This window comes from Euryhalocaulis caribicus (assembly GCF_000412185.1).
Classification (GTDB): domain Bacteria; phylum Pseudomonadota; class Alphaproteobacteria; order Caulobacterales; family Maricaulaceae; genus Euryhalocaulis; species Euryhalocaulis caribicus.
Map to the genome: position 1 here is coordinate 32,872 of NZ_ASJA01000018.1, position 20,392 is coordinate 53,263.

Consider the following 20,392-nt stretch of genomic DNA (forward strand, 5'->3'; position numbering starts at 1 on the left):
GAGGATCAGGCCGAAATAACGAACAGCGCCCCGCGCGGGCTGTCCGCAATGCGCGCCGACAGGCCGTGGCGCTCCGCAATCGCCCGCACCAGCGCCAGCCCAAGTCCGTGACCCGGCGCGTCGCCCGGCTGACCGCGCGAGAACCGCTCGAAGACTTTTTCACGCAGCGCCTCCGGCACGCCGGGGCCGTCATCGCCGACCGTCAGGCGGGGCCCCGGCGCGACCGTCAGGCGCACACTCCCGCCTTCGGGCGAGAATTTCAGGGCGTTGTCCAGCAGGTTCGCGATCAGCCGTGCGAATTGCTGCGCATCGCCGCGGACCATCACCGCCGCTTCTGCTTCGACGGACAGCGCCACGCCGGCCGCCTCGGCGGAGGCCTCATAGATATCGCCCATGCTGTAAGCCAGCGCCGACAGATCAAACTCGGCCAGTCCCCGCGCATCGCCGGTCTGCGCCTGCATGGCGGACAGGTCCAGCAGCGAGTCGAGCAGGGCGGTCAGGCGGCGGATCTCGTCCCGCGCCCGGCTTGTCTCGCCTTCGGGCAGATCCGCCTCCAGCGCCGTCAATTGCCCGGCCAGCCGGGTCAGCGGCGTGCGCAGCTCATGCGCCAGCTGGTCGGTGGTCTGTTTCTGGATGGTCAGCAGCGTCTCGATGCGGTCCAGCATCTGGTTGACGTTCAGCGCCATCAGCCCGATCTCGTCGGGCCGCTCGGCGCCCGGCGCCCGGCGCTCCATATCGCCGTCGCGCACCGCCTGGCAGGCGTCATTGATCGTCTCCACGCGGCGGTGGAAACGCCGCGCGATCCACCATCCGCCCGCGCCCGCGGCCAGCAAGGTCAACAGCGTGCCCAGCGCGAACACCGCGCGGAGCTGCGCCAGCGCCGCCCGCCGCACTTCCTCCGACCGGGCGACCAGAAGGCCGTAATCGCCGCGCAATATCGTGGCCCGCCCGACCACGCGAACCGGGCCGTCCGGGCCGGGGAAGGTCGCTTCGAACAGGCTGGAGTCCAGCCGCGCCCCGTCCGGCCAGTCGGGCAGATTGCCGGCCAGGATCGCGCCCTCGCCATCGGCGAACAGATAGAACGCCTCCGCCCCCTGCGCCGGGCGCAGCTTCAGACGGTCGCCAATCCGCTGCTCCAGCCCTTCCACCCCCTCCACGGCGTAAAGCTCGACCAGTCCAGCCAGATCGATGTCGACCAGCTGCCGCAGCGTGTTCTTGGAGGACGCCGCGATGGCGAAATAGGTCGCGCCGAACACGATCATGCCCGATGCGGTCAGCAGCGCCGCGAAATAGGCGGCCAGCCGCAAATGGCTGGAGGCGCGCCAGAAATTCAAGCCGCCGCCCCGAACAGATACCCTTCGCCGCGCACTGTTCGCAGCACCGCGCCGTCAAAGCCTTCCTCCAGCTTGCGGCGCAGACGGCTGACATTGACGTCCACCACATTGGTCTGCGGATCGAAATTCATGCCCCAGACATCGCGCAGCAGCATTTCCCGGGTCACGGTGACGCCTTCATGCTCGAAGAAATATTTCAGGAGGTCGAATTCCTTCGGGCTTAACGCCAGCGATTTCCCGGCGCGGTGCGCGGTGCGGGCCTTCACATGAAGCTCGATATCGCCGCTGACCATGATCGCCGGATGCGCCTGCTGACCGGCGCGGCGGGCCAGCGCCTTCACCCGGGCGATCAGCTCCGCCGGTTCAAACGGCTTGGGCAAATAATCGTCCGCTCCGCGCTCCAGCCCGTCCACGCGATGACTGGCGCTGCCAAGGGCGGACAGCATCAGGACCGGGGCCTCAACCGCGGCCTCCCGCAACCGGGCGATCAGGTCCAGCCCTTCGCCGTCCGGCAGCATCCGGTCGAGGATTAACACGTCGCAGGGGGCGGTGAGGGCGGCGTTCAGGCCGCTGGCGAGGTCGCGGCAATGCTCGATTTCCGCGCCGATACGTTCCAGAACCCGCACCACGTATGCGGCTGTGCCTTCATCATCCTCGATCAGCAGAACGCGCATATAGTCATGATCTCTTGAAAGCAGTTTCCGCGAACAATCGTTGTGGCTAAGCTAGCGAAACCTTGGCCCGCCGTGTAGTCGAGACTCGCTGCGCCAAGGATTCGGGGGAAGGAATACCATGATCGCTTTTGCCATTGCCGCTTTTCTGGCCGCCGGACCGGCGGCGGAGACCGATCACGGACTGGTCCTGCGGGCCATGGAACTCGCGGCCGCCGCGCAGGCGGAAGGGTCGGCCGAAAATTTGCGCATGGCCGCCCGCCTGCTTCAGGCAACCGGCGCCGCGCCGCAGGAGGGCACGCCCGACCTGGCCGGCGAATGGCTGGCCGCCGCCGATGCAATGGACCCGCAGACCGAAGCGGCCGCGCCCGACCGGGGGCGCGCTGTCGGTCCGGGTTATCGCCGCGGCGTCGCCACGCCTGCGGGCGCGGTGGAGTTTTCCGAAATCTTCTATGCGGGGCAAAGCGCGACGGTATCGCTGCAACCCACCGCTGAGGCGGACCTCATCCTGCAGGTCACCGATTCCGATGGCGGAGAAATTTGCCAACGGTCCGCGCAGGCGTCCTCTGCGTCGTGTCAGTGGATTCCCGCCTGGACCGCGCCCTATCAGATCACGGTGCGCAATACCGGGGCGCGGGAAACGGCCTATTACCTCGTCACGAATTAAGGCGGCGTAACATTACAATCGCTGTAATGTTAATTATTTCAGAAACTTAACAAGGTTTGTCATTTGAGGCGCTGCGTGTCTGCGCGCTTACTGGACCGGCAATTTCAACGCCGCCAGTGAGGCCTGACATGACCGCTTCAATCCGCAAGGACGCCGACCGCACCGCCGTCATCCTGCCGTTTCCGGGGCCGCTGGCCGAACCGCTGGCGCTGCTGAACGAGCTGGGGGACCTGATGCCCGGCGGCGTGGCGATTCTGGGCCGCGACGCCAGCCTGGTTTTCGCCAACGGGGCGTTCCGCGCGGCGATGAAGACCGCGGCCCGCGCCATGGATGACCGCTTGCGCCTGACGGACCCGGCCGCCGATCTGCGCCTGCAGGAAGCGTTGAAGCGCGCCGCTGCGGGCGAGGACATGGATTTGCCGCTGGGCGCCCTGAGCTTGCGTCTTACGCCAGGCGGGCTTCCCGGTTTCATCCGGGTGGTCGCCGAGACGCAGGACAATAGCGGGGGCGAAGCCTGCAAGGCGCGGCTTCAACAGGCTTTTGGCCTGACCGTGAAGGAAGCCGACACGGCGCTTTCGCTATCCGAAGGCATGACCGCGGGAGCGATTGCGGAAGATCGCGGCGTATCCATCACCACGGTGCGCACGCAGCTTCAGATGATCCGTGAGAAGCTGGGGGTCACGTCCAGCCTGGCCGCCGCGGCGGAAATTCGCGCGCTGGCGGCGACGCACTAGAACCCTAGCGCCCGATCACCACGAACGGCGCCCAGACGCCGGGCCGCCAGCCATCGGCGAAATCCGGATCATCCATCAGCGCCAGCTGCGCCTGTCTCAAGGATTCCGCTGGGCTCAAACCGTCGCGCTGGCCGCGCACCGTCTCCACCGTGAGGCGCGCCGCCGCATCATCCCGCACCCGCCAGTGAGAGGCGAGAAGATTGCGCCCGCCGGCATAGATGAAGGCGCGCGCCAGCCCGGTCAGCCCCGGCGCGCCGGCGCTCTTTCCCGCCGCGGTGTTGCAGGCCGAAAGTATGACCCAGTCCGCGTTCAGCCGCAGCGGCGTTATTTCCGAGGCGGTCAGCAGGCCGTCATCCTCCGCGGTGGCTTCATCGGGCGGCGTGAAAACCAGCGCCGGCTCCGCCAGCCCGCGAAGCTCGCCGCTGACAAGGCCATGCGTGGCGAATGCAATCACCGAAGCGTCCGCCGGCACCGTCTGGCGGACCGCCGGCTCAGTGGCGTCCGCGCCGATCAGGAGGGCGGCGTTTTCGGGGCCGAAGGCCTCCGACATTGCGCGCAATTCCGTTTCCGCGCCGGGCAGGGAAGGCAGGTCGCGCACGGCTTCGATGTCCGCGCCCGCGCCGCGATAAAAGCCTGCGAGTCCGCCCGCCAGCACATCCTGCCCCTCGTTCGACGCCAGAAGCGGAGCGCCCGCGCCAAAGAAGCGGCCGTCCGCAGAATGCGGGGCGCCGCCGCGATCGTTCAGCGCGCCAAGGGCGGGAAGCGTGGCGATATTGAAATGGCGGATCAGCCAGTTTGCGCCGCGAAGATCACCGTCATCGCCGGGACTCTCGGTCAGCAGGATCGAGAGCGGCAACTGACCGATCGTTCCATTGGAAATGCTCAGGACCGTGCCGGCGTTCGAGACCACGTCCCATGCGCCGCCGCCGAACAGGCCGCCATAAAGGCGGTAAGCGGCGTCAGAGTCGAATTGCGGCCCGGCCCCGGATTCCGGCGCGCGGAAATCCAGAGCCGTCCGCAGCGCGGCAACGTCACTGGACAGCCCATCGGGCGTCAGCCCGGGGGCGGCGCCGGCATAAGCCGCGGCGGGCGACAGGGCGAAGACGATGACGGACCGGTCCGTTTGCAGAACGCCGTGCAAGGCTTCGCCGTCGTTCAGCGCGGCCTGCGCCTCCGCCAGCGTCAGCACGGGCGGGCGCTCAAGCTGAAGGAAATCGGGATAGCGGGCGGCCAGCGTTTCCGAGATGGCGAGCAGACGGGCCTCGGTCCGGGCGGCGCTTTCGGTAAGCTCCGCCATGCGCTCGGGATTGTCGGCGCCCGTCAGGGCGACGATCGCGCCAAGATCGGCGGCCCGGCGCTCGGCCAGATCCTGTCTTTCACGAAGCAATGCGGCGATTTCGGAATCCTGAACCGCCAGCCGGGCGGACGCCTTGGCCAGCGCCGTTGCGGCGTCGGAAGCCCAGACGCCCTGCGCCGCTTCGAACGCGATTTCGGTCTGGCCCAGCGCCACGGCCGCTTCCGCCAGCGAGGCATAGCTCTTCCGCGCGCGTTCCAGCGGAAGCGGCTGCACGTAATTTTCCAGCATGAAGGCCTGTTGCTGGGACTGAAGTTGCGCGGCGGCGGCCACGGCGCGGTCCAGCCCGCCCGTGTCCCCCGTGCGGGCTTCCAGCGCGCCGATCTCCACCGCGCCGGCCAGCCGGGCGTGATGGTCCTCCGGCAGGGTTGCTTCGCGTCCGGCCTGCGCGGCGCGGCGTTGGGTCAGCGCCTCTTCAAACTGGCCCTGACCGGCAAGAAATTCGGCATAAAGATCGTGGGCGTTGATCCGGTCGCGATTAGCGGCGGGCAGCGTCTCTACGGCCTTGGCGACAATATCGGCCTGAATCGCCATGGCCTGCGGGCGTTTGCGTTGCAGCCAGAGGGCTTCGGATATGACGCTGCGGGCGTTCAGCGCATCGGCATGCGTATCGCCGGATGCTTCGGAATAGGCCGCGTAGGAAACTTCGCCGAGAGTCTTCGCTTCCTCCAGCCGGCCCATGCGCAACAGATTATAAGCCAGCACGGACTGGGTCAGCAGCGTGTAGGGATGGTCGCGGCCATATTCGGCCACGCGCAAATCCAGGGCGCGTCGGATCACCGGCTCGGCTTCCTCATAGCGTCCCTGATCCTGCAGAAGGACGGCGAGATTATTGGCGACCAGCGCCTGATAAGGGTGGTCGGCGGGCAGAATGTCCTGGGCCAGCCGGGAGGTTTCCAGCGCTTCGGCGATCGCGGCCTCCAGATCGCCGGCCGCGCGGATCACGGCGGCGTAGCTGATGCGAAGCGCCACCACCGTGCCGTCGGCCTCGCCCATGCGATGACGCATGGCCACGGCTTCGCCCATCAGTTCGCGGGCTTTCAGGAATTCGCCGCGTCGATACTCGGCGATGGCCATCCCGCCAAGCGAAGCGGCAAGGTCGTCATGGTCCGCTTCGCCATGAATTTCGCGGCGCAGGGCAAGGGCCGCGGCCTGCTGGGCGTAGGATTCGCCGGTCTTGCCCTGCTGTTCCAGGATCGTGCCCAGATTATAGATCAGCGTCGCCCGTTCGGCCCGGTAGTCCGGCCCCGCGGATTCCAGCGCCGCGATGGCTTCGCGCGCGACCTCAGCGCTGCGCTCATGCTCGCCCAGATAGAAATAGGCGTCGACACGGCGGCCCCCGACCAGCGCGGCGCGGGGGTCGCCCGGCTCGTAGATCGCAAGCGCATGGTCATAGGCCGCGTTCCACGCCTCGAGCGCGGCTTCCGGCTCCTGCACGGGGTCGATGGCTTCGGCGGCGGCGGACAGGCGCTCCAGTTCCGCATCGTCCGCGGATTGCGCCAGCGCGTGGCCCGCAATCAGGAGCGACACAGCAAGAATGCAAATGGAAATCCGCATCGGTTCCTCCCCAGGCCGGCAGACAGAGCGGTAACTATCGGCGAACTCATGGCCGCTCACAAGCGAAAGCAATTCAGGCGCGGGCGCCTCATCATTTCTGATGACGTATCCGCGCCGACCCGGCGCCAAGACTTGTCTCCATAGCCGCCACGCCCGGCATTGCGGGCAAGTATGGAGCAGAAAATGAGCCTTCTTGGTAATTCACCCTCTGACGAGCCTGTCATCTTCGCCGAGCCCATCGGAATCGAATTCGTGGTCGAGGACGGCCCGGCCGACGGCGCGTTCGAAGTCACCGTGCTTGCCAATGGCAACGCCGTCTATGTCTGGATGGAAGAAGAAGCCGGCGCGCCCGATGACGACGACGAAGGAATCTACATGAAGATCATGGATTCCTCGGGCAACACCGTGCTCGGCAAGACGCTGGTCAACACCACCACCTATCAGGGACAGCAACTGCCCGTGGTCGAAGCCACGCAATCGGGCTTCGTCGTGGTCTGGGAAGACAACAGCCCGAACAATCCCGGCAATCTTTCTCAGATCGCGGGCCAGCGCTTCGACATGAACGGCAATGCGCAGGGCCAGGAATTCTTCATCACGACCGAGAGCGGCCACCGCGCCGAACAACAGGATGTGACGGCCTTAAGCAATGGCGGCTTCGCCATCATCTATGAGGAAAACTTCAATGATTTCCTCACCCCGCAACAGGTCTGGATCCAGCTCTATGACGCCTCCGGCGCAGAAGTCGGCGGGCCGATCGAGGTTGATTCCGATCCCGGCTTCGGCGGCCAGAGCACCCCGGTCATCGCCGCGCTGGAAGGCGGCGGGTTCGCGGTCGCCTATGCGGAATTCATCTCCGACGGCGAAAGCGATCTGGGCATTCGAGTCCGCACCTTTGACGAAACCGGCGCCCCTGTCAGCGACGCTGTAATTGCGCCGGAAGACAGCGGCGGCGGCCAGTCCGACCCGGCCATCGTGGGCCTGGCCGGCGGCGGGTTCGCCGTCACCTGGCTGCACGCCAGCGGCGTGTTGGGGGAACTGCCTATCTTCAAGGCGCGCGTGTTTGACGCCAATGGCGCGCCTGCGGGTCCCGAAGTCGTGATCCATGAAATGGAAAGCCTGCTGCCGAACAACCCGGCGGAAGTCGCCGCCTTGCCTGGCGGCGGGTTTGTGGTGGTGTTCGAGGATCGCACGCCCGGCAACTCCCGGGCCGATGTCTATGCGCGCGAATTCGGTGCAGACGGCCAGCCGGTGGGCGATGCGTTCCTGATCCCGGCCAATACCGGAAACAACCAGCCCTATATCAATGTCGCCTCAAGCGAAGACGGTTTCGTTGTGGTTTGGACGGAGAGCGATGGCGTGGACGTGACTGTCCGCTCTCAGTTCTACGCAAGCAGCGGCGGCGGTGTTTCAGACCCCGATCCGGTTTTTGGCACCGACGGCTCGGAAACCCTCAACGGCACAGCAGGCAATGACACGCTCTACGGTCTGGATGGCTGGGATTTCCTCTACGGCGCCGGCGGGGATGACACGCTGTTCGGCGGCGGCGGGGATGATCGCATGTTCGGCGGGGACGGCGACGATTTCCTGAACGGGAATAATGGCCGCGACTATCTGTTCGGCGAGAACGGCAACGATGTTCTGCGCGGGGGCGCGGGCGACGACATTCTCAAGGGCGGCGGAGGCCATGATCGTCTGGTGGGTGACGCCGGACGTGATCACCTACAGGGCGGCGCGGGCCGGGACGTGCTCCGCGGCGGCGAGGGCCGTGACATTCTGACAGGCGGCGCCGGGGCCGATGTCTTCACCTATACCGAAGTTGGCGACTCGCCCGCCGATCCGGACAAGCGCGATACGATCACGGACTTCGAGTCCGGCGTGGACCAGATCAACCTGATGGGCATCGACGCAATTGAGGGGACGACCGGCAACGACGCCTTCTTCATCGTGCGGAGTTTTTCCGGCGAGGCCGGGGAATTGACGATCAAGGCGGCCGGGCAGGCCGGCGTCTACTGGCTGCGCGGCGACACCGATGGCGACGGGGCGGCGGATTTCGAGGTGATCGTGAAGGGCGATATGCCGACTGCCGACGACATCCTGCTTTAATCGCGTTCAGCTTACTGACGGGCGTCCCGGCTTCATGGCCGGGGCGTCCGTTTTCTTTTCTTCGGCAGAGGAAAAACTTCAGGCCGCGTCTTCGCCGCGCTGTCCGTCGCGCCCGCTGTTCCGGGCGCGCTCGATCAGCTGCATGAGCTCGGCGGGGCTGATCGGCTTGGAGAGATAGGCGTCCATGCCGGCGTCCTGCGCCTCGCGCTGATGTTCGGGCATGGCGTCGGCGCTGAGCGCGCAAATGAACGCTTTGGCGTTCGGGCCTTCGCCGTCGCGTATGACGCGGGTGGCGGCAACGCCGTCCATTTCCGGCATCCGCATGTCCATCAGGATCAGGTCGAACGGACGCGCGCCGGCGGTCTCCACCGCTTCGCGGCCGTTCATGGCAAAACTCAGCGCATGGCCGGACGGCTCGAGCATGGCGGCAATTACGGTGCGGTTAATCTCGTTGTCCTCGGCGACAAGGATATTCATCGCGCCGCCCTTCGCCTCGGCCGACGCCGGGCTTGTTTCGGCGGGCGCGGCTGCGGGTTCGGGACGGGCGGCGGCGCGCGCGCGGATGGCCAGCGTAAAGATTGATCCCTGACCGGGCGCGGATTCGGCCGTCACGTCGCCGCCCAGCAGTTCAGCCAGTTTGCGGCTGATGACCAGCCCCAGCCCCGCGCCTTCGTGACGGCGGGTGATGGAGTCATCGACCTGGCTGAAGGGCTGGAAAAGCTGGTTTATGGCCTCGGCCTCTATGCCGCAGCCCGTATCCGAAACACTGAAACAACAGGTGACCAGGCCGTCTTCCTGACGGGCCTCGAGCCGAAGGACGACTTCGCCCTTGTCGGTGAACTTTATGGCGTTGGAAATCAGATTGCCCACGACCTGCCGCAGGCGGATCGGATCGCTTTCCACGACCTCACAGCCCTCGCAGACCTCGTACTCGAAACGCAGGTCCAGGCCCTTCTCTTCCGATTTGGGCGACCACAGCGTCATCAGGGTTTCCGCGACGTCGATGATATTGGTCGGACTCTTTTCGACGCTGACCTTGCCGGCGTCGACCTTGGCCAAGTCCAGCACGTCATTGAGGATGACCAGAAGCATGTCGCCGGAGGTTTCCAGCGTGTTGACCAGGCTGGACTGGCGCGGGTCGAGATCCGTGCGGCGCAGCAGGTGCGCGGCGCCCATGACGCCGTTCATCGGCGTGCGAAGCTCATGACTCATCATCGCCAGGAAGCGCGATTTGGCGAGGTTCGCGTCTTCCGCCGCGCGCGTGCGGGCCAGCGCCTCCAGCCGCGCCTCATGCAGGGCGAAACTGTTGCGGGAATACATTTTCATCGCGACGGCCAGATGGCCGACATACATCAGCGCGGTGACCAGGATGGCGATATCGCCGCCGGCATGGCCGGGCTGGAAGAACAGGGAGAACAGCGGAAGCGCAAACAGAAAACCGCCATGCGGGGCGGCTGCCGCGCCAAAGACCTGAGGCACTTGCTGCATATGCAGCGTTACATGCAGCAGCGCGCCGCACAGCCACACCATCGCGAAAACCTGTGACCCCTCCACCGGAGAGAACCAGGCCAGGGCGGGCATGAAGGAATAGGTGATGGAGGCGAAGAACGAGGCGGTCATCGCGACAGCTAGATCGCGCCGGGTGACAACATCGTCGTCGTCCATTTCCCGAAAACGCCTGAAGGCCCAGATATCGAAGAACTGGCCAGCAAGGAGCAGGGCGATCCAGAGCGAGGTCAGGGGCAGCCCCACCATGAGCCAGCCGAACCCGATGCCAAAGAGCGGGAGCGTCAATCGCGTGCGCAGGTCGCGGCGGCGCGCAATGGCCATCGTTCTCAGGCGCGGCGTCAGATGCCGTGATTTTCTCATGCCAAGCATTTGGCGCTTGTACGCAAAAAGCAATAAAGGCGCGTAAACGCGGCGAAAAACAGGGGACGGTGGAATGAAACGCAATCAAAAGGTCAAAAAAATCCGCGAGAAAGCACTAACGCAAGTTAAGCGGGGTGTTATAATAGTTAACGGGAATTAGGAATTGCCCATTCCCGCGCTGACTCAACGAAGCTGGCGCGGAGCGGGCGAAAACGGGGGATTTATGGACAAGGTTATGGAATGGCTGGATGTTGCGACCACCTATGTGGTCGAGCATTTCAGCCGCACCGAGATGATCGCGTTTGGCATTATCGCGGTGCTTCTGGCGCTGGTGCTGCCCAGTTTCGGGCTTCTCTTCATGATGGCGCTGGTGGCGCTGATCTTTCACATCATCGTGGTTTTTGCGATTCCGCTGGTCGAGGCTGGCGGCGATACCAGCGCGCTGGATTTCCAGCAGATGGCGACCGCGGATTTCTGGATCGAGGCGGGCGTGCTGTACCTGGGATATTTCCTGGCGATGCTGATCCTTCACGCGATCAAGCGCATTTTCTATCGCGGCGACTGACGTCACGCTGAACAGACCGGGGGCCGTCCATGCAGGGCGGCCCTTCTTCATTCTCGACACGGCAAGGGGACTAGAAGCCGATGGACACGATCATGGAATGGCTGCGCGCGGCGCTGGATTTTGCGCAACGGGGCTTCGCCGAAATCAACACGATTCAATATCTCATCATTGCGCTGATCAGCGCGCTTGTGATGGGCGGGTACGGGCAGATCGTCATCATGTCCGCCATCGCGGTGATTGTTCATGTGGCGGTGGACGCCCTGATGCCGGTGATCCGTTCGGGCGGCGATCTGGCGCTGTTTGTTCTGCCGAATTTCCTGACGGGTGCTTTCTGGCAAATGGCGGGGCTGCTCTATGTCGGGTATTTCATCGCCATAACGGTGTTCTTCCTGATCAAGGCGTTGCTGTTCCGCGCCCGCGGCTAGGCGGGCGGCGCTGGAGCGGGCGTATTGAGTTTGCCGGCGGCGACCGGTAGCTGATGGGGCGTGTCTTGCGCGCTGCGCGAAAGGAAGCCCCATGAGCGATGAGTCCCCCGTAATTCTTGACGCCTCCCCGGACGGCGTCGCTGCCGTGACGCTGAACCGGCCCGAGAAACACAACGCCTTCAATGGCGACGTGGTGGCGGCGCTGGACGATATTTTCGAGACGCTGCACGCCAATGAACAGGTGCGCGTTGTTTTCATTCGCGGGGCGGGCAGAAGCTTTTCCGCCGGGGCCGACCTGGACTGGATGAAGGCGGCGGCCGATTACACCGAGAGCGAAAACCGCAACGACGCCATGGCGCTGGCGCGCATGCTGAAGAAACTGCACGACCTGCCGCAATTCACCGTGGCGATGGTGCAGGGGGCGGCCATGGGCGGCGGCGCCGGTCTGGTGGCGGCGTGCGACGCGGCCATCGCCATGAAAGACGCCAAGTTGCGCTTCTCTGAAGTCCGTCTGGGTCTGACCCCGGCGACGATCAGCCCGTATGTCGTGAAGGCCATCGGGCCGCGCTGGGCCAAGGCGCTGTTTGCCACGGGCGAAGGGTTCGACGGAAACTTCGCCGAACAGATCGGCCTGGTTCAATACGCAGTGGAGAACGAGGAAGAGATGGAGGCCATCGCCGAACATCTCACCCAGCTGATCTTCGACGCCGCGCCGGGCGCGGTGGCGGACGCCAAGAAGTTGGTCGACGATGTTCTGGACCGGGAGATCGATCATGACCTCCTCTCCGACACCGCACACCGCATCGCCCATCGCCGCGCCTCCGAAGAGGGGCGGGAGGGCCTGTCGGCGTTCCTGGAAAAGCGGAAACCGCGCTGGTCGAACGGCTAGACCGCACTTTCAGACAGATAGGTCTCCAGGTCGGGCGCTGACTCGCCGATCATGTGGCGGACATAGAGCTGACGCTCGCCCCACAGAACGTCGAGATCCCAGACGCAGACGGACTCGCTGGAGGCTGCCGGGCGGAAATTCGCCTCGTCCGGTTTACGCACCCAGACGTGGAGGGGCAGTTCATTCTCGCTGTCCCACCAGGCCAGCACAACATAATCGGCCGTGCCGCCCTGATGCAGGATCAGGATGGCGGCGCCCGGACGGTCCGTCGTCACGGCCGGTTCCGGCAGGGTCCGCATGGCCATGCGTATGCCCTCATCGAACCGCGCTTCGTCGAACGTCCCGCCCTCCAGCCAGATGGCGTAACGCTTGATGCGCCAGTCCTTGCGCGGCAGCGCGCCGAGATAACGGTTCGGGCGCGGGGCGAAGGGGCGAACTGGCTTGAAGCCGGTCAATCGAGTTCGCTGAGAGCTATGCCGATATCATCGGCAAGCTTTTTCAACGCCTCGTCATCGGCGCGGTCTTCGCCATGCCGTCCCATGTCACGCCCCTTGTATCGCGGAATGACGTGAAAATGGATGTGATGCACGGTCTGGCCGGCCTCCGCGCCATTGAACTGGCCGACGAAAACGCCATCCGGGTTCAGGGCTTTTTCAACCGCCTTTGCGACGCGTTTCACCTGCACGATCAACGCCTGAAGCGGAGCGTCTTCAATCTCCAGAATATTGCGGGCCGGGGACTTGGGTACGATCAGGACATGGCCGCGCGACTGCGGAAAAACGTCCATGAAGGTCATCGTGTCATCGTCCTCATGCACGATGATCGCCGAGGCTTCCCGGCGCAGAATTTTTGCAAAGATATTCTGGTCGTCGTATTCGCCTTCAAGGCTCATATCTGTCTCCTGAGCGCGCCTCTTAGCGCTTTAAGTCCATAGAACGCCAATATAAAAGGCATGAATAGCCAGCCTGCAAACCAGGCCAATCCAAAGCTGAACCAGCGCGGTTGTCGTTTACGAAACTCGCCATCCAGAGCCTCTGTTTCTTCCTCGATCTCCACGGCGGAGCTTTCAAGGGTCAGAAGATATGCAATGGCTTCTTCCAGTTCGTCTTCTCGAACCAGAATACGGATACCGCCCAGCGCGGGAACGACGACAAAATACATCACTGCATAGTGCAGATCGGGAATACTGGCGTAAAAGCCGCCGGCCCTTAGTGCAGACTCGATGACGATCGCTTCTTCGATGGTCGAAACGCGGGTGATAGTGACAAGATCACTCATTCCCCACAGTCTTGCGGAAGGGCATGTGGCCGGTCAATTCGGCGATCTCCTCGCTCACCGCTGCGCGTTCGTGCTCCAGATAGTGGGAGACGGCGTCGCGGAAGCCGGGATTGGGAATCCAGTGCGCTGACCATGTGGCGACCGGCTCATAACCGCGGGCCAGCTTGTGCGCGCCCTGTGCGCCGGCTTCGACGCGATTGAGGCCGCGCTCGATAGCGGCGTCGATGGCCTGATAGTAGCAAAGTTCGAAATGCAGGAAGGGGCGTTCTTCGGCGCGGCCCCAGTAGCGGCCATAGAGCGTCTCGGAGCCCATGAGGTTCATCGCCCCGGCGATCCACTCACCGTCATCCTTGGCCATGATCAGGACGATACGATCCTTCATGCGGTCATGGAGAAGGTCGAAAAAGTCGCGATTCAGGTAGGGCTGGCCCCATTTGCGCGCGCCGGTGTCGAGATAGAATTCGAAAAAGGCGTCCCAGTGTTCAGGCTTCAGCTCGTCGCCCGAGAGACGGTGGATGGTCAGACCTTCCTGGGCGCGCGCCCGCTCTTTCCTCAAATCCTTGCGCTTGCGGGAGGAGAGGGCGGCGAGGAAATCGTCAAACGACTCATAGCCGCGATTGATCCAGTGAAACTGCTGGCCCTGCCGCATCATGTAGCCCAGCCGCTCCAGCATCGCCCGGTCGCGCTCGGCCAGGAAATTCAGGTGGAGGGAAGAAACGCCAACCCGCTCCGTGATCCGGGCAAGGCCGGCGGCCAACTGGTCCCGCCGCTGATCGGCGTCTGGCCCCGCCCCGGCCAGCAGGCGGCGGCCGGTGGCAGGCGTGAAGGGAACGGCGGCCAGCAGCTTGGGATAGTAGCTTCCGCCCGCGCGCTCATAGGCGTCCGCCCAGGCGTGGTCGAACACGAACTCACCGAAGGAGTGACCCTTTACATAGAGCGGCGCGACGGCGGCGATCGCGCCGCATTCCTCACGCAGCACGGCGTGGTGCGGCGCCCAGCCGGTCTGCTCGGTGGCGCAGCCGGACTCCTCCAGCGCCGCCAGAAAGTCCCAGCTCAGGAAAGGGTCGAACGGGTCTCCGGCCGGGTTGGCCAGGGCGTCCCACGTATCGCGGGCGATATCATGGATGCCGGAGGCGAGTTCGAGCGTGCGGTTTGCGGACATGGCGGAAGACATAGGCGCCGCTGTGCGGGACTTCGACCGCGTCAGCGGATTTCGAACACGCCTTCCACTTCGACCGCAGCATTCAGGGGCAGGTTGACGGCGCCGACGGCGGCGCGGGCGTGGCGGCCCGGATCATCAAAGATCTCTACCATCAGGTCGGACGCGCCATTGATGATCTGCGGGATCTCCGCGAAATCGGGCTGGCAGTTCACGAACCCGCCCAGACGGATCACGCCCGTCACGCGGTCCAGATCGCCTTCGCAGGCCGTGCGCAATTGCGCGATCAGCGAGAGGCCGGAAACGCGGGCCGCCTTGTAGGCGTCCTCCGGCGAGACTTCATCGGGAACCTTGCCCGTATAGCCGGCCGAGATCTGGCCGGAGATAAAAACCTGATCGCCGGAGATGCGCCAGGGCACATAGTTCGCCACGGCCTTGGGCGGTTCGGGCAATTCCAGACCCAGTTCCTTCAGTCGCGCATCAATGCGTCCGGCCATGAGCTGTCTCCTGCGAGCAAGTTTTTTCCTGCGGGCAATTAGGACGATGCGCAGGGGCGCGGCAAGTTCGGGGTTGATTTGACGCGCAGGTCATCGGCTAGGGTCCGGTCATGGTCACCGAGTCACCGGTCGAGTTCGAAGCGCAGGACGGGCATGAGCTGTCGGGCGTGTTTATCGCGCCGGACGCGCCACGGGGCGGCTTGCTGATGTCGGCCGCTACCGGATATCCGAAGGAATTCTACCGGCGCCTGGCGGCTTACGCGGCGGACCGCGGCTATACCTGTCTGATCTATGATTATCGCGGCGTGAACACCGGAAACGATGACGCGCTGGACGGTTTCAAGGCCGATGTCGAGGACTGGGGCCGGCTGGATTTCGCCGCCGCGCTCAGCGCGCTGGCGATCAAGGTCAAGGACAAGCCGATTGTCACGCTGGGCCACAGCGTCGGCGGCCATCTCATAGGATTTGCGGACAATTATGCGCGCGCCTGCGGGCATATTCATGTCAGCGTCGGGTCCGGATATTGGGGACACCATAAATGGCCGATGCCGCTTCTGGGACTGCTGCTGTGGTGGGGGTATGGCCCTGTCGCGCTGGCTACGAAGAATTACCTGCCCGCGGGCGGCCTGTGGAGCGGGTGCGCCCTGCCGCGCGGCGCTTTCGAGCAGTGGCGGCGCTGGTCCAATAACAGCCGCTATTTCCGGGACGATCTGGAGACAAGGCTGCGGCCGCATCATTTCGAGGACGTCACCGCGCCCATCCGGTCCTTTGTCTTTTCTGACGACCCCATCGCCAATCCCCGTACTGCCCGGGTGATACTGGACGCCTATCCCCGCGCGGAAACCGACATGCGTCTGATCAAGCCGGGCGATTTCGGATTGAAGAAGATCGGCCATGACGGGGCATTCCGCGCAAGGTCGCAGGCCGTCTGGGACGCGATTCTGGACGAAGCGGACGCGCTGATCGCCTAGGGCTTGTTCTGGCTGCGCAGGACGCGGCCTTTCACCACCGCATCGCCCCCGAACTTCAGCCGCGCCGCATCGCTGGCCCGCTCGGCCGCTGCGCGTTTCAACGCGCCGTCGTCGAACAGATCGCCCGCATCGCCCGTCGAAAGCCCCAGCTCCGATATGCCGATGCCGATCAGGCGATAGCGCGGGCCTGTGGCTTCGCCTTTCAGCAATTCCCGGCCGACCCTGAACAGGGCGTCGGCCAGCTGTGTCGGGGCGGTCAGGGTGCGTCGGCGCGTAATGATGCGGTGGTCGGCCCGTTTGAGCTTCAGGGTCACGACCTGCCCGGCGATATTATCGACCTTGGCGCGGTCGGCCAGCTTCACGCAGAGCGGCCACAGGCGATCCTCCAGCGCCGCGAGATCGCTGAGATCTTCGTTAAAGGTGGTTTCGCTGGAAACGCCCTTGCGCTCGCGCTCCGGATTGACGGCGCGCGTATCCTCGCCGCGGGACAGGCGGGCGAGGCGCAGACCGCTTTCGCCATAGCGCGCGGCCAGTTCCTTGTCCCCGGCGCGGCGGATATCGGCCAGCGTGCGATAGCCGTCGCGCTCCAGCTTCTTTGCGAAGGACGGGCCGACCCCGAAAACGAATCCGACCGGCTTGTCCGCCAGGAAATCCAGCGTCTCGGCCTTGCCGATGATCGCGAAACCGTGGGGCTTGTCGAGGTCCGAAGCGGTCTTGGCGAGGAACTTGTTGTGGGACAGCCCGATGCTGACCGTGACGCCGACTTCCTGATGGATGCGCTTTTGCAGCCGCGCCAGCGTCAGAGCGGGCGAACCGCCATGCAGACGATGCGTGCCGGTCAGGTCCAGAAACGCCTCATCGATGGAGACAGGCTGCACCAGGGGGGTCACGTCCTGCATCATCTCGCGGATGCGCTTGCCTTCGGTGGAATATTTCCGTCCCTCGGGCCGGATGACGATGGCGTGCGGGCAGGCTTTCAGCGCCTTGAACATCGGCATGGCGGAATGAATGCCATAGGTCCGGGCGACATAGCAGGCTGCGGAGACCACGCCGCGGCGGCCGCCGCCGACGATGACCGGCTTGCCTTCCAGCTCCGGATTGTCGCGTTTTTCGATGGAGGCGTAGAAGGCGTCGCAATCGATATGGGCGATGGAGAGGGTGTGCAGCTCCGAGTGCCGGATCAGGCGTGGCGAGCCGCACGCCGGGCACCGCGCCGCGCCGTCCGGCGCGTCGGCGAAACAGTGCCGGCAGAACCCGTCCATGACCTCATTCGCTCCACAGCCACGCGGCGCCGCGCACGCCGCTGGAGTCCCCGTGTTTATGCCGCAGGACCGGCGTCTCGAACATATCGGAGAACACGTGCGGACGGATTGCGCCGGGAAGGTCGCCATAGAGCCGGTCGATATTGGACAGGCCGCCGCCGAGCACGATCGCGGACGGGTCGAAGACATTGACGATCAGGCCCAGGGCCCGGCCCAGACGGCTGACCAGCCGGTCCAGCGTGTTCACCGCGCGGCGTTCCCCCGCCGCGGCGCGATCGGCAATTTCGTGGGCGGCCATGGCCCTTCCGCCCAGAAGGCGATAATCGGCGGACACCGCCGGACCGGACAGATAGGTTTCCAGGCAATTATCCCGGCCGCACCAGCAGGCGCGGTCAGGCCTGTCGTCAGAACCGGGCGCGGGCAGGGTAATATGGCCCCATTCGCCGGCGATCCCGTGAGCGCCTTCAATCAGGCGTCCCTGATGGACCAGGCCGCCGCCGCACCCGGTCCCCAGAATCACCCCAAAGACGGAATCATGGCCTTGGGCCGCGCCGCCGCGCGCTTCTGACAGTGCAAAACAATTCGCGTCATTGGCAATTTTAACATTTCGGGCCAGCGCCGTTTCCAGATCGCGGTTCAGCGATTTTCCGTTCAGCCAGGTCGAGTTCGCATTGCGGATCAGACCGGTTTCCGGACTTGGAGAGCCGGGAATGGCGAATCCGGCGGGTTGGCAGGCATGTGTTTGAATCCCCGTGACAAGTTCGCGGACTGTGGCGATGGCGGCGTCGTAATTTCCCGGATTTGGCGCACGGCGGCGTTCAAGAACGGACCCGTCCCCGCCGATCAGCGCGGCCTCGATCTTGGTGCCGCCGAAGTCGACGCCCAGAAGCGGAAAAGCATTGTTTTGCGCGATCTCCAGACTCCATCCGTTAATCATTTCATGAGGCTATCCTTGTGCCCGTCCACCGTTGATTAACTCGCTTGAGCTAAGACATCGGCCATGGGTGAAACGGGGATAGAGAAATCTCGTCTTAACGGGAAGATGTCAGGCGCTATGCTGAACGCCATGTCGAAAACGGTCCTCATTGTCGAAGACAACGAGCTGAACATGAAGCTGTTTCGTGATCTGCTCGACGCGCACGGCTATGAGACCTTGCAGACCCGCGAAGGGCTGCAGGCTTTGGAAATGGCGCGGGAACATCGTCCCGACCTGATCCTGATGGATATCCAGCTTCCGGAAGTGTCCGGTCTGGAAGTCACGAAATGGATCAAGGAAGACGACGATCTCTCGTCGATTCCCGTTATTGCAGTGACCGCTTTCGCGATGAAGGGCGATGAGGAACGCATCCGCAAGGGCGGGTGCGAGGCCTATCTTTCCAAGCCCATCACTGTTTCCACCTTTATTGAGACCGTAAAGCAGTTTCTCGACTAGGGGGCTGCGATGAGCGCGCGACTCCTTGTTGTCGACGATCTTGAGCCCAACGTGCGTCTGCTGCGGGCCAAGCTCGAGGCGGAATATTACGAGGTCATCACGGCGACGTCCGGGCGCGAGGCGATCGAACGCGCGCGCACGGAACAGCCCGATCTGATCCTGCTGGACGTGATGATGCCGGGGCTGGACGGGTTCGAGACCTGCCGGCGTCTGAAGGACGATCCCAAATCCCGTCATATCCCGGTGATCATGGTCACCGCGCTGGACCAGTCCGAGGACCGGGTGCGCGGCCTGAAAGCCGGCGCGGACGATTTCCTGACCAAACCCATCGACGACGTGATGCTGCTGGCGCGGGCGCGCAGCCTGCTGCGCCTGAAAGTCGTGATGGATGAATTACGCACCCGCGAGGCCTCGGGCCGCGCTTCGGGCGCCATAGACGACGATGTCGACGATTCCCTGCTTCTGGGCGGCCGCGTTCTGATCGTGGATGATAACGACCATCAGGCCGAGCGCGTGCGCGCCAGCCTGACCCCGGAATACCGTCCCCAGATCGTCGCCGACCCGAGAAAGGCCGCTGAACATGCGCGCACGCAGCCAGACCTGATCATTGTCAATCTGGCGGCGCGCAGCTTTGACGGGCTGCGGCTCTGCGCCCGCGTGCGGTCGGACGAGGCGACCCGGCAAATCCCCATTCTGGCGATCATCGACCCGGACGCGCGCGAACGCATGGTGCGGGCCATGGATATGGGCGTGAATGACGTCCTGCCGCGGCCAGTAAACACGCAGGAGCTTTCCGCGCGGGTGTCCACACAGGTTCGCAAGAAGCGCTATGCCGATTTCCTGCGCGGCGCGCTGGACGAGACGCTGGAAAGCGCCGTGACGGACGCGCTGACGGGCCTGAACAACCGCCGCTATCTCGACGGCCGCCTCCGCCGCCTGATGGCGCGGGCCGCCCAGCGGGACGAGGATCCGGTTTCGGTGCTGATCTGCGACATCGACCACTTCAAGGCGGTCAATGATACCTGGGGGCACGACGCGGGAGACGAGATCCTGCGCCAGTTCGCCGACCGGCTGAAACAGAATGTCCGCGCGATTGATCTGGTCTGCCGTTATGGCGGCGAGGAATTCTTGATCGTGATGCCGGAAACGACGCTGGACTTCGCCGCGGCCGCCGCCGAGCGGTTCCGCCGCAGCATCGATGCCGCGCCGTTCAGGATCAATGGCGGTGCGAGAACGCTGGAGGTCACGACCAGCATCGGGGTCGCGCAGAGCGAATCGCGCGACGAGCTGGAAGACCTCATCAAACGCGCCGACAGCGCGCTTTACGCCGCGAAGAAATCCGGGCGCAATCGTGTGAAAGTTAAGCTGGGCGGACGCAGCGGCGAGGCAGCCGCCTGAGGCAAGAGATCAGGCCGTAAAAGGGCTTACTTGATCTTGCCTTCCTTGAACTCGACATGTTTGCGCGCAACCGGGTCGTACTTCTTCAGCACGAGCTTTTCGGTCATGGTGCGCGTATTCTTCTTGGTCACATAGAAGAAACCGGTATCGGCCGTGGAGTTCAGCCGGATTTTGATCGTTGTGGGCTTCGCCATCGCTCTTGTGACCTCTGGTTCGTCGAGAAGGCG

The 20,392-nt window shown here is 64.4% G+C and carries 21 protein-coding genes; 9 read left to right on the top strand and 12 right to left on the bottom strand.

Annotation, left to right across the window (positions count from 1 at the left end):
* Positions 1 to 5 precede the first annotated feature (5 nt).
* Both L338_RS13565 and L338_RS13570 read right to left on the bottom strand, forming a co-directional pair.
* Complete coding sequence (locus L338_RS13565; RefSeq protein WP_022698936.1) at positions 6 to 1,334, bottom strand: sensor histidine kinase; 1,329 nt, start codon at positions 1,332 to 1,334, stop codon at positions 6 to 8.
* Positions 1,331 to 2,008 (bottom strand): response regulator transcription factor, encoded by a 678-nt coding sequence (locus tag L338_RS13570; RefSeq protein WP_022698937.1) that lies wholly within the window; start codon positions 2,006 to 2,008, stop codon positions 1,331 to 1,333. The genes L338_RS13565 and L338_RS13570 overlap by 4 nt, the downstream gene beginning before the upstream one ends.
* A gap of 118 nt (positions 2,009 to 2,126) precedes the next feature.
* On the opposite strand from L338_RS13570, the gene L338_RS13575 reads away from it, so the two are divergent.
* Both L338_RS13575 and L338_RS13580 read left to right on the top strand, forming a co-directional pair.
* A complete protein-coding gene (locus tag L338_RS13575) occupies positions 2,127 to 2,672 on the top strand; it encodes a hypothetical protein (RefSeq protein ID WP_022698938.1) in 546 nt (181 codons plus the stop codon).
* Between the two features lie 128 nt (positions 2,673 to 2,800).
* Positions 2,801 to 3,406: a helix-turn-helix transcriptional regulator gene (locus L338_RS13580; protein WP_022698939.1), complete on the top strand. Its 606-nt coding sequence runs from the start codon at positions 2,801 to 2,803 to the stop codon at positions 3,404 to 3,406.
* A 4-nt stretch (positions 3,407 to 3,410) separates the two neighbouring features.
* On the opposite strand, the gene L338_RS13585 is transcribed toward L338_RS13580, so the two are convergent.
* Complete coding sequence (locus tag L338_RS13585) at positions 3,411 to 6,317, bottom strand: CHAT domain-containing protein (RefSeq protein ID WP_022698940.1); 2,907 nt, start codon at positions 6,315 to 6,317, stop codon at positions 3,411 to 3,413.
* A gap of 183 nt (positions 6,318 to 6,500) precedes the next feature.
* On the opposite strand from L338_RS13585, the gene L338_RS18135 reads away from it, so the two are divergent.
* A complete protein-coding gene (locus L338_RS18135; RefSeq protein WP_161624632.1) occupies positions 6,501 to 8,420 on the top strand; it encodes a calcium-binding protein in 1,920 nt (639 codons plus the stop codon).
* 78 nt (positions 8,421 to 8,498) lie between these two features.
* Here the strand turns inward: L338_RS18135 and L338_RS13595 are convergent, their stop codons facing one another.
* Positions 8,499 to 10,289 (bottom strand): ATP-binding protein, encoded by a 1,791-nt coding sequence (locus L338_RS13595; protein WP_161624633.1) that lies wholly within the window; start codon positions 10,287 to 10,289, stop codon positions 8,499 to 8,501.
* Positions 10,290 to 10,512: 223 nt separating this feature from the next.
* Here L338_RS13595 and L338_RS13600 point away from each other — a divergent pair, with 223 nt between their 5' ends.
* From L338_RS13600 to L338_RS13610, 3 genes are all read left to right on the top strand, one after another.
* Positions 10,513 to 10,854, top strand: a complete 342-nt coding sequence (locus L338_RS13600; RefSeq protein WP_022698943.1) for a hypothetical protein — start codon at positions 10,513 to 10,515, stop codon at positions 10,852 to 10,854.
* Positions 10,855 to 10,934: 80 nt separating this feature from the next.
* A complete protein-coding gene (locus L338_RS13605; RefSeq protein WP_022698944.1) occupies positions 10,935 to 11,279 on the top strand; it encodes a hypothetical protein in 345 nt (114 codons plus the stop codon).
* A gap of 91 nt (positions 11,280 to 11,370) precedes the next feature.
* Entirely contained in the window at positions 11,371 to 12,168 is a 798-nt protein-coding gene (locus L338_RS13610; RefSeq protein ID WP_022698945.1) for an enoyl-CoA hydratase-related protein, read from the top strand.
* On the opposite strand, the gene L338_RS13615 is transcribed toward L338_RS13610, so the two are convergent.
* From L338_RS13615 to L338_RS13635, 5 genes are read right to left on the bottom strand one after another with little or no spacing between them, the layout of a single operon-like run.
* Positions 12,165 to 12,623: an isochorismatase gene (locus L338_RS13615; RefSeq protein WP_022698946.1), complete on the bottom strand. Its 459-nt coding sequence runs from the start codon at positions 12,621 to 12,623 to the stop codon at positions 12,165 to 12,167. The genes L338_RS13610 and L338_RS13615 overlap by 4 nt on opposite strands.
* The gene (locus L338_RS13620) at positions 12,620 to 13,060 is read right to left on the bottom strand and encodes an HIT family protein (protein WP_022698947.1); all 441 of its coding nucleotides are present in this window, start codon (positions 13,058 to 13,060) and stop codon (positions 12,620 to 12,622) included. Before L338_RS13620 ends, L338_RS13615 begins: the two co-directional genes overlap by 4 nt.
* On the bottom strand, positions 13,057 to 13,446 hold the full coding sequence (locus L338_RS13625) for a hypothetical protein (protein WP_022698948.1): 390 nt from the start codon (positions 13,444 to 13,446) through the stop codon (positions 13,057 to 13,059). The genes L338_RS13620 and L338_RS13625 overlap by 4 nt, the downstream gene beginning before the upstream one ends.
* Positions 13,439 to 14,620 (bottom strand): GNAT family N-acetyltransferase, encoded by a 1,182-nt coding sequence (locus tag L338_RS13630; RefSeq protein ID WP_022698949.1) that lies wholly within the window; start codon positions 14,618 to 14,620, stop codon positions 13,439 to 13,441. The genes L338_RS13625 and L338_RS13630 overlap by 8 nt, the downstream gene beginning before the upstream one ends.
* A gap of 29 nt (positions 14,621 to 14,649) precedes the next feature.
* On the bottom strand, positions 14,650 to 15,102 hold the full coding sequence (locus L338_RS13635) for a RidA family protein (RefSeq protein WP_022698950.1): 453 nt from the start codon (positions 15,100 to 15,102) through the stop codon (positions 14,650 to 14,652).
* A gap of 110 nt (positions 15,103 to 15,212) precedes the next feature.
* Between L338_RS13635 and L338_RS13640 the strand changes: the two genes are divergently transcribed.
* A complete protein-coding gene (locus tag L338_RS13640) occupies positions 15,213 to 16,073 on the top strand; it encodes an alpha/beta hydrolase family protein (protein WP_022698951.1) in 861 nt (286 codons plus the stop codon).
* On the opposite strand, the gene L338_RS13645 is transcribed toward L338_RS13640, so the two are convergent.
* Positions 16,070 to 17,335 carry a DNA polymerase IV gene (locus L338_RS13645; protein ID WP_022698952.1) on the bottom strand — a complete coding sequence of 422 codons (1,266 nt, stop codon included), beginning with the start codon at positions 17,333 to 17,335 and terminating at the stop codon, positions 16,070 to 16,072. The two genes, L338_RS13640 and L338_RS13645, sit on opposite strands and share 4 nt — an antisense overlap.
* Before the next feature lie 4 nt (positions 17,336 to 17,339).
* On the bottom strand, positions 17,340 to 18,272 hold the full coding sequence (locus L338_RS13650; RefSeq protein ID WP_022698953.1) for an ROK family protein: 933 nt from the start codon (positions 18,270 to 18,272) through the stop codon (positions 17,340 to 17,342).
* Between the two features lie 129 nt (positions 18,273 to 18,401).
* Between L338_RS13650 and L338_RS13655 the strand changes: the two genes are divergently transcribed.
* Together L338_RS13655 and L338_RS13660 are read left to right on the top strand one after the other, a co-directional pair.
* Positions 18,402 to 18,767 carry a response regulator gene (locus L338_RS13655; protein ID WP_027068560.1) on the top strand — a complete coding sequence of 122 codons (366 nt, stop codon included), beginning with the start codon at positions 18,402 to 18,404 and terminating at the stop codon, positions 18,765 to 18,767.
* A 9-nt stretch (positions 18,768 to 18,776) separates the two neighbouring features.
* The gene (locus L338_RS13660; RefSeq protein ID WP_022698955.1) at positions 18,777 to 20,165 is read left to right on the top strand and encodes a PleD family two-component system response regulator; all 1,389 of its coding nucleotides are present in this window, start codon (positions 18,777 to 18,779) and stop codon (positions 20,163 to 20,165) included.
* 26 nt (positions 20,166 to 20,191) lie between these two features.
* On the opposite strand, the gene rpmG is transcribed toward L338_RS13660, so the two are convergent.
* Positions 20,192 to 20,359, bottom strand: a complete 168-nt coding sequence (gene rpmG, locus L338_RS13665; RefSeq protein WP_022698956.1) for a 50S ribosomal protein L33 — start codon at positions 20,357 to 20,359, stop codon at positions 20,192 to 20,194.
* Positions 20,360 to 20,392 lie beyond the last annotated feature (33 nt).

Bases quoted from the DNA above. Each gene is read 5' to 3' on its own strand.
- L338_RS13570 (WP_022698937.1), bottom strand. From the start codon at position 2,008: ATGCGCGTTCTGCTGATCGAGGATGATGAAGGCACAGCCGCATACGTG.
- L338_RS13575 (WP_022698938.1), top strand. From the start codon at position 2,127: ATGATCGCTTTTGCCATTGCCGCTTTTCTGGCCGCCGGACCGGCGGCG.
- L338_RS13580 (WP_022698939.1), top strand. From the start codon at position 2,801: ATGACCGCTTCAATCCGCAAGGACGCCGACCGCACCGCCGTCATCCTG.
- L338_RS13585 (WP_022698940.1), bottom strand. From the start codon at position 6,317: ATGCGGATTTCCATTTGCATTCTTGCTGTGTCGCTCCTGATTGCGGGC.
- L338_RS18135 (WP_161624632.1), top strand. From the start codon at position 6,501: ATGAGCCTTCTTGGTAATTCACCCTCTGACGAGCCTGTCATCTTCGCC.
- L338_RS13595 (WP_161624633.1), bottom strand. From the start codon at position 10,289: ATGAGAAAATCACGGCATCTGACGCCGCGCCTGAGAACGATGGCCATT.
- L338_RS13600 (WP_022698943.1), top strand. From the start codon at position 10,513: ATGGACAAGGTTATGGAATGGCTGGATGTTGCGACCACCTATGTGGTC.
- L338_RS13605 (WP_022698944.1), top strand. From the start codon at position 10,935: ATGGACACGATCATGGAATGGCTGCGCGCGGCGCTGGATTTTGCGCAA.
- L338_RS13610 (WP_022698945.1), top strand. From the start codon at position 11,371: ATGAGCGATGAGTCCCCCGTAATTCTTGACGCCTCCCCGGACGGCGTC.
- L338_RS13620 (WP_022698947.1), bottom strand. From the start codon at position 13,060: ATGAGCCTTGAAGGCGAATACGACGACCAGAATATCTTTGCAAAAATT.
- L338_RS13625 (WP_022698948.1), bottom strand. From the start codon at position 13,446: ATGAGTGATCTTGTCACTATCACCCGCGTTTCGACCATCGAAGAAGCG.
- L338_RS13630 (WP_022698949.1), bottom strand. From the start codon at position 14,620: ATGTCTTCCGCCATGTCCGCAAACCGCACGCTCGAACTCGCCTCCGGC.
- L338_RS13635 (WP_022698950.1), bottom strand. From the start codon at position 15,102: ATGGCCGGACGCATTGATGCGCGACTGAAGGAACTGGGTCTGGAATTG.
- L338_RS13640 (WP_022698951.1), top strand. From the start codon at position 15,213: ATGGTCACCGAGTCACCGGTCGAGTTCGAAGCGCAGGACGGGCATGAG.
- L338_RS13645 (WP_022698952.1), bottom strand. From the start codon at position 17,335: ATGGACGGGTTCTGCCGGCACTGTTTCGCCGACGCGCCGGACGGCGCG.
- L338_RS13650 (WP_022698953.1), bottom strand. From the start codon at position 18,272: ATGATTAACGGATGGAGTCTGGAGATCGCGCAAAACAATGCTTTTCCG.
- L338_RS13655 (WP_027068560.1), top strand. From the start codon at position 18,402: ATGTCGAAAACGGTCCTCATTGTCGAAGACAACGAGCTGAACATGAAG.
- L338_RS13660 (WP_022698955.1), top strand. From the start codon at position 18,777: ATGAGCGCGCGACTCCTTGTTGTCGACGATCTTGAGCCCAACGTGCGT.
- rpmG (WP_022698956.1), bottom strand. From the start codon at position 20,359: ATGGCGAAGCCCACAACGATCAAAATCCGGCTGAACTCCACGGCCGAT.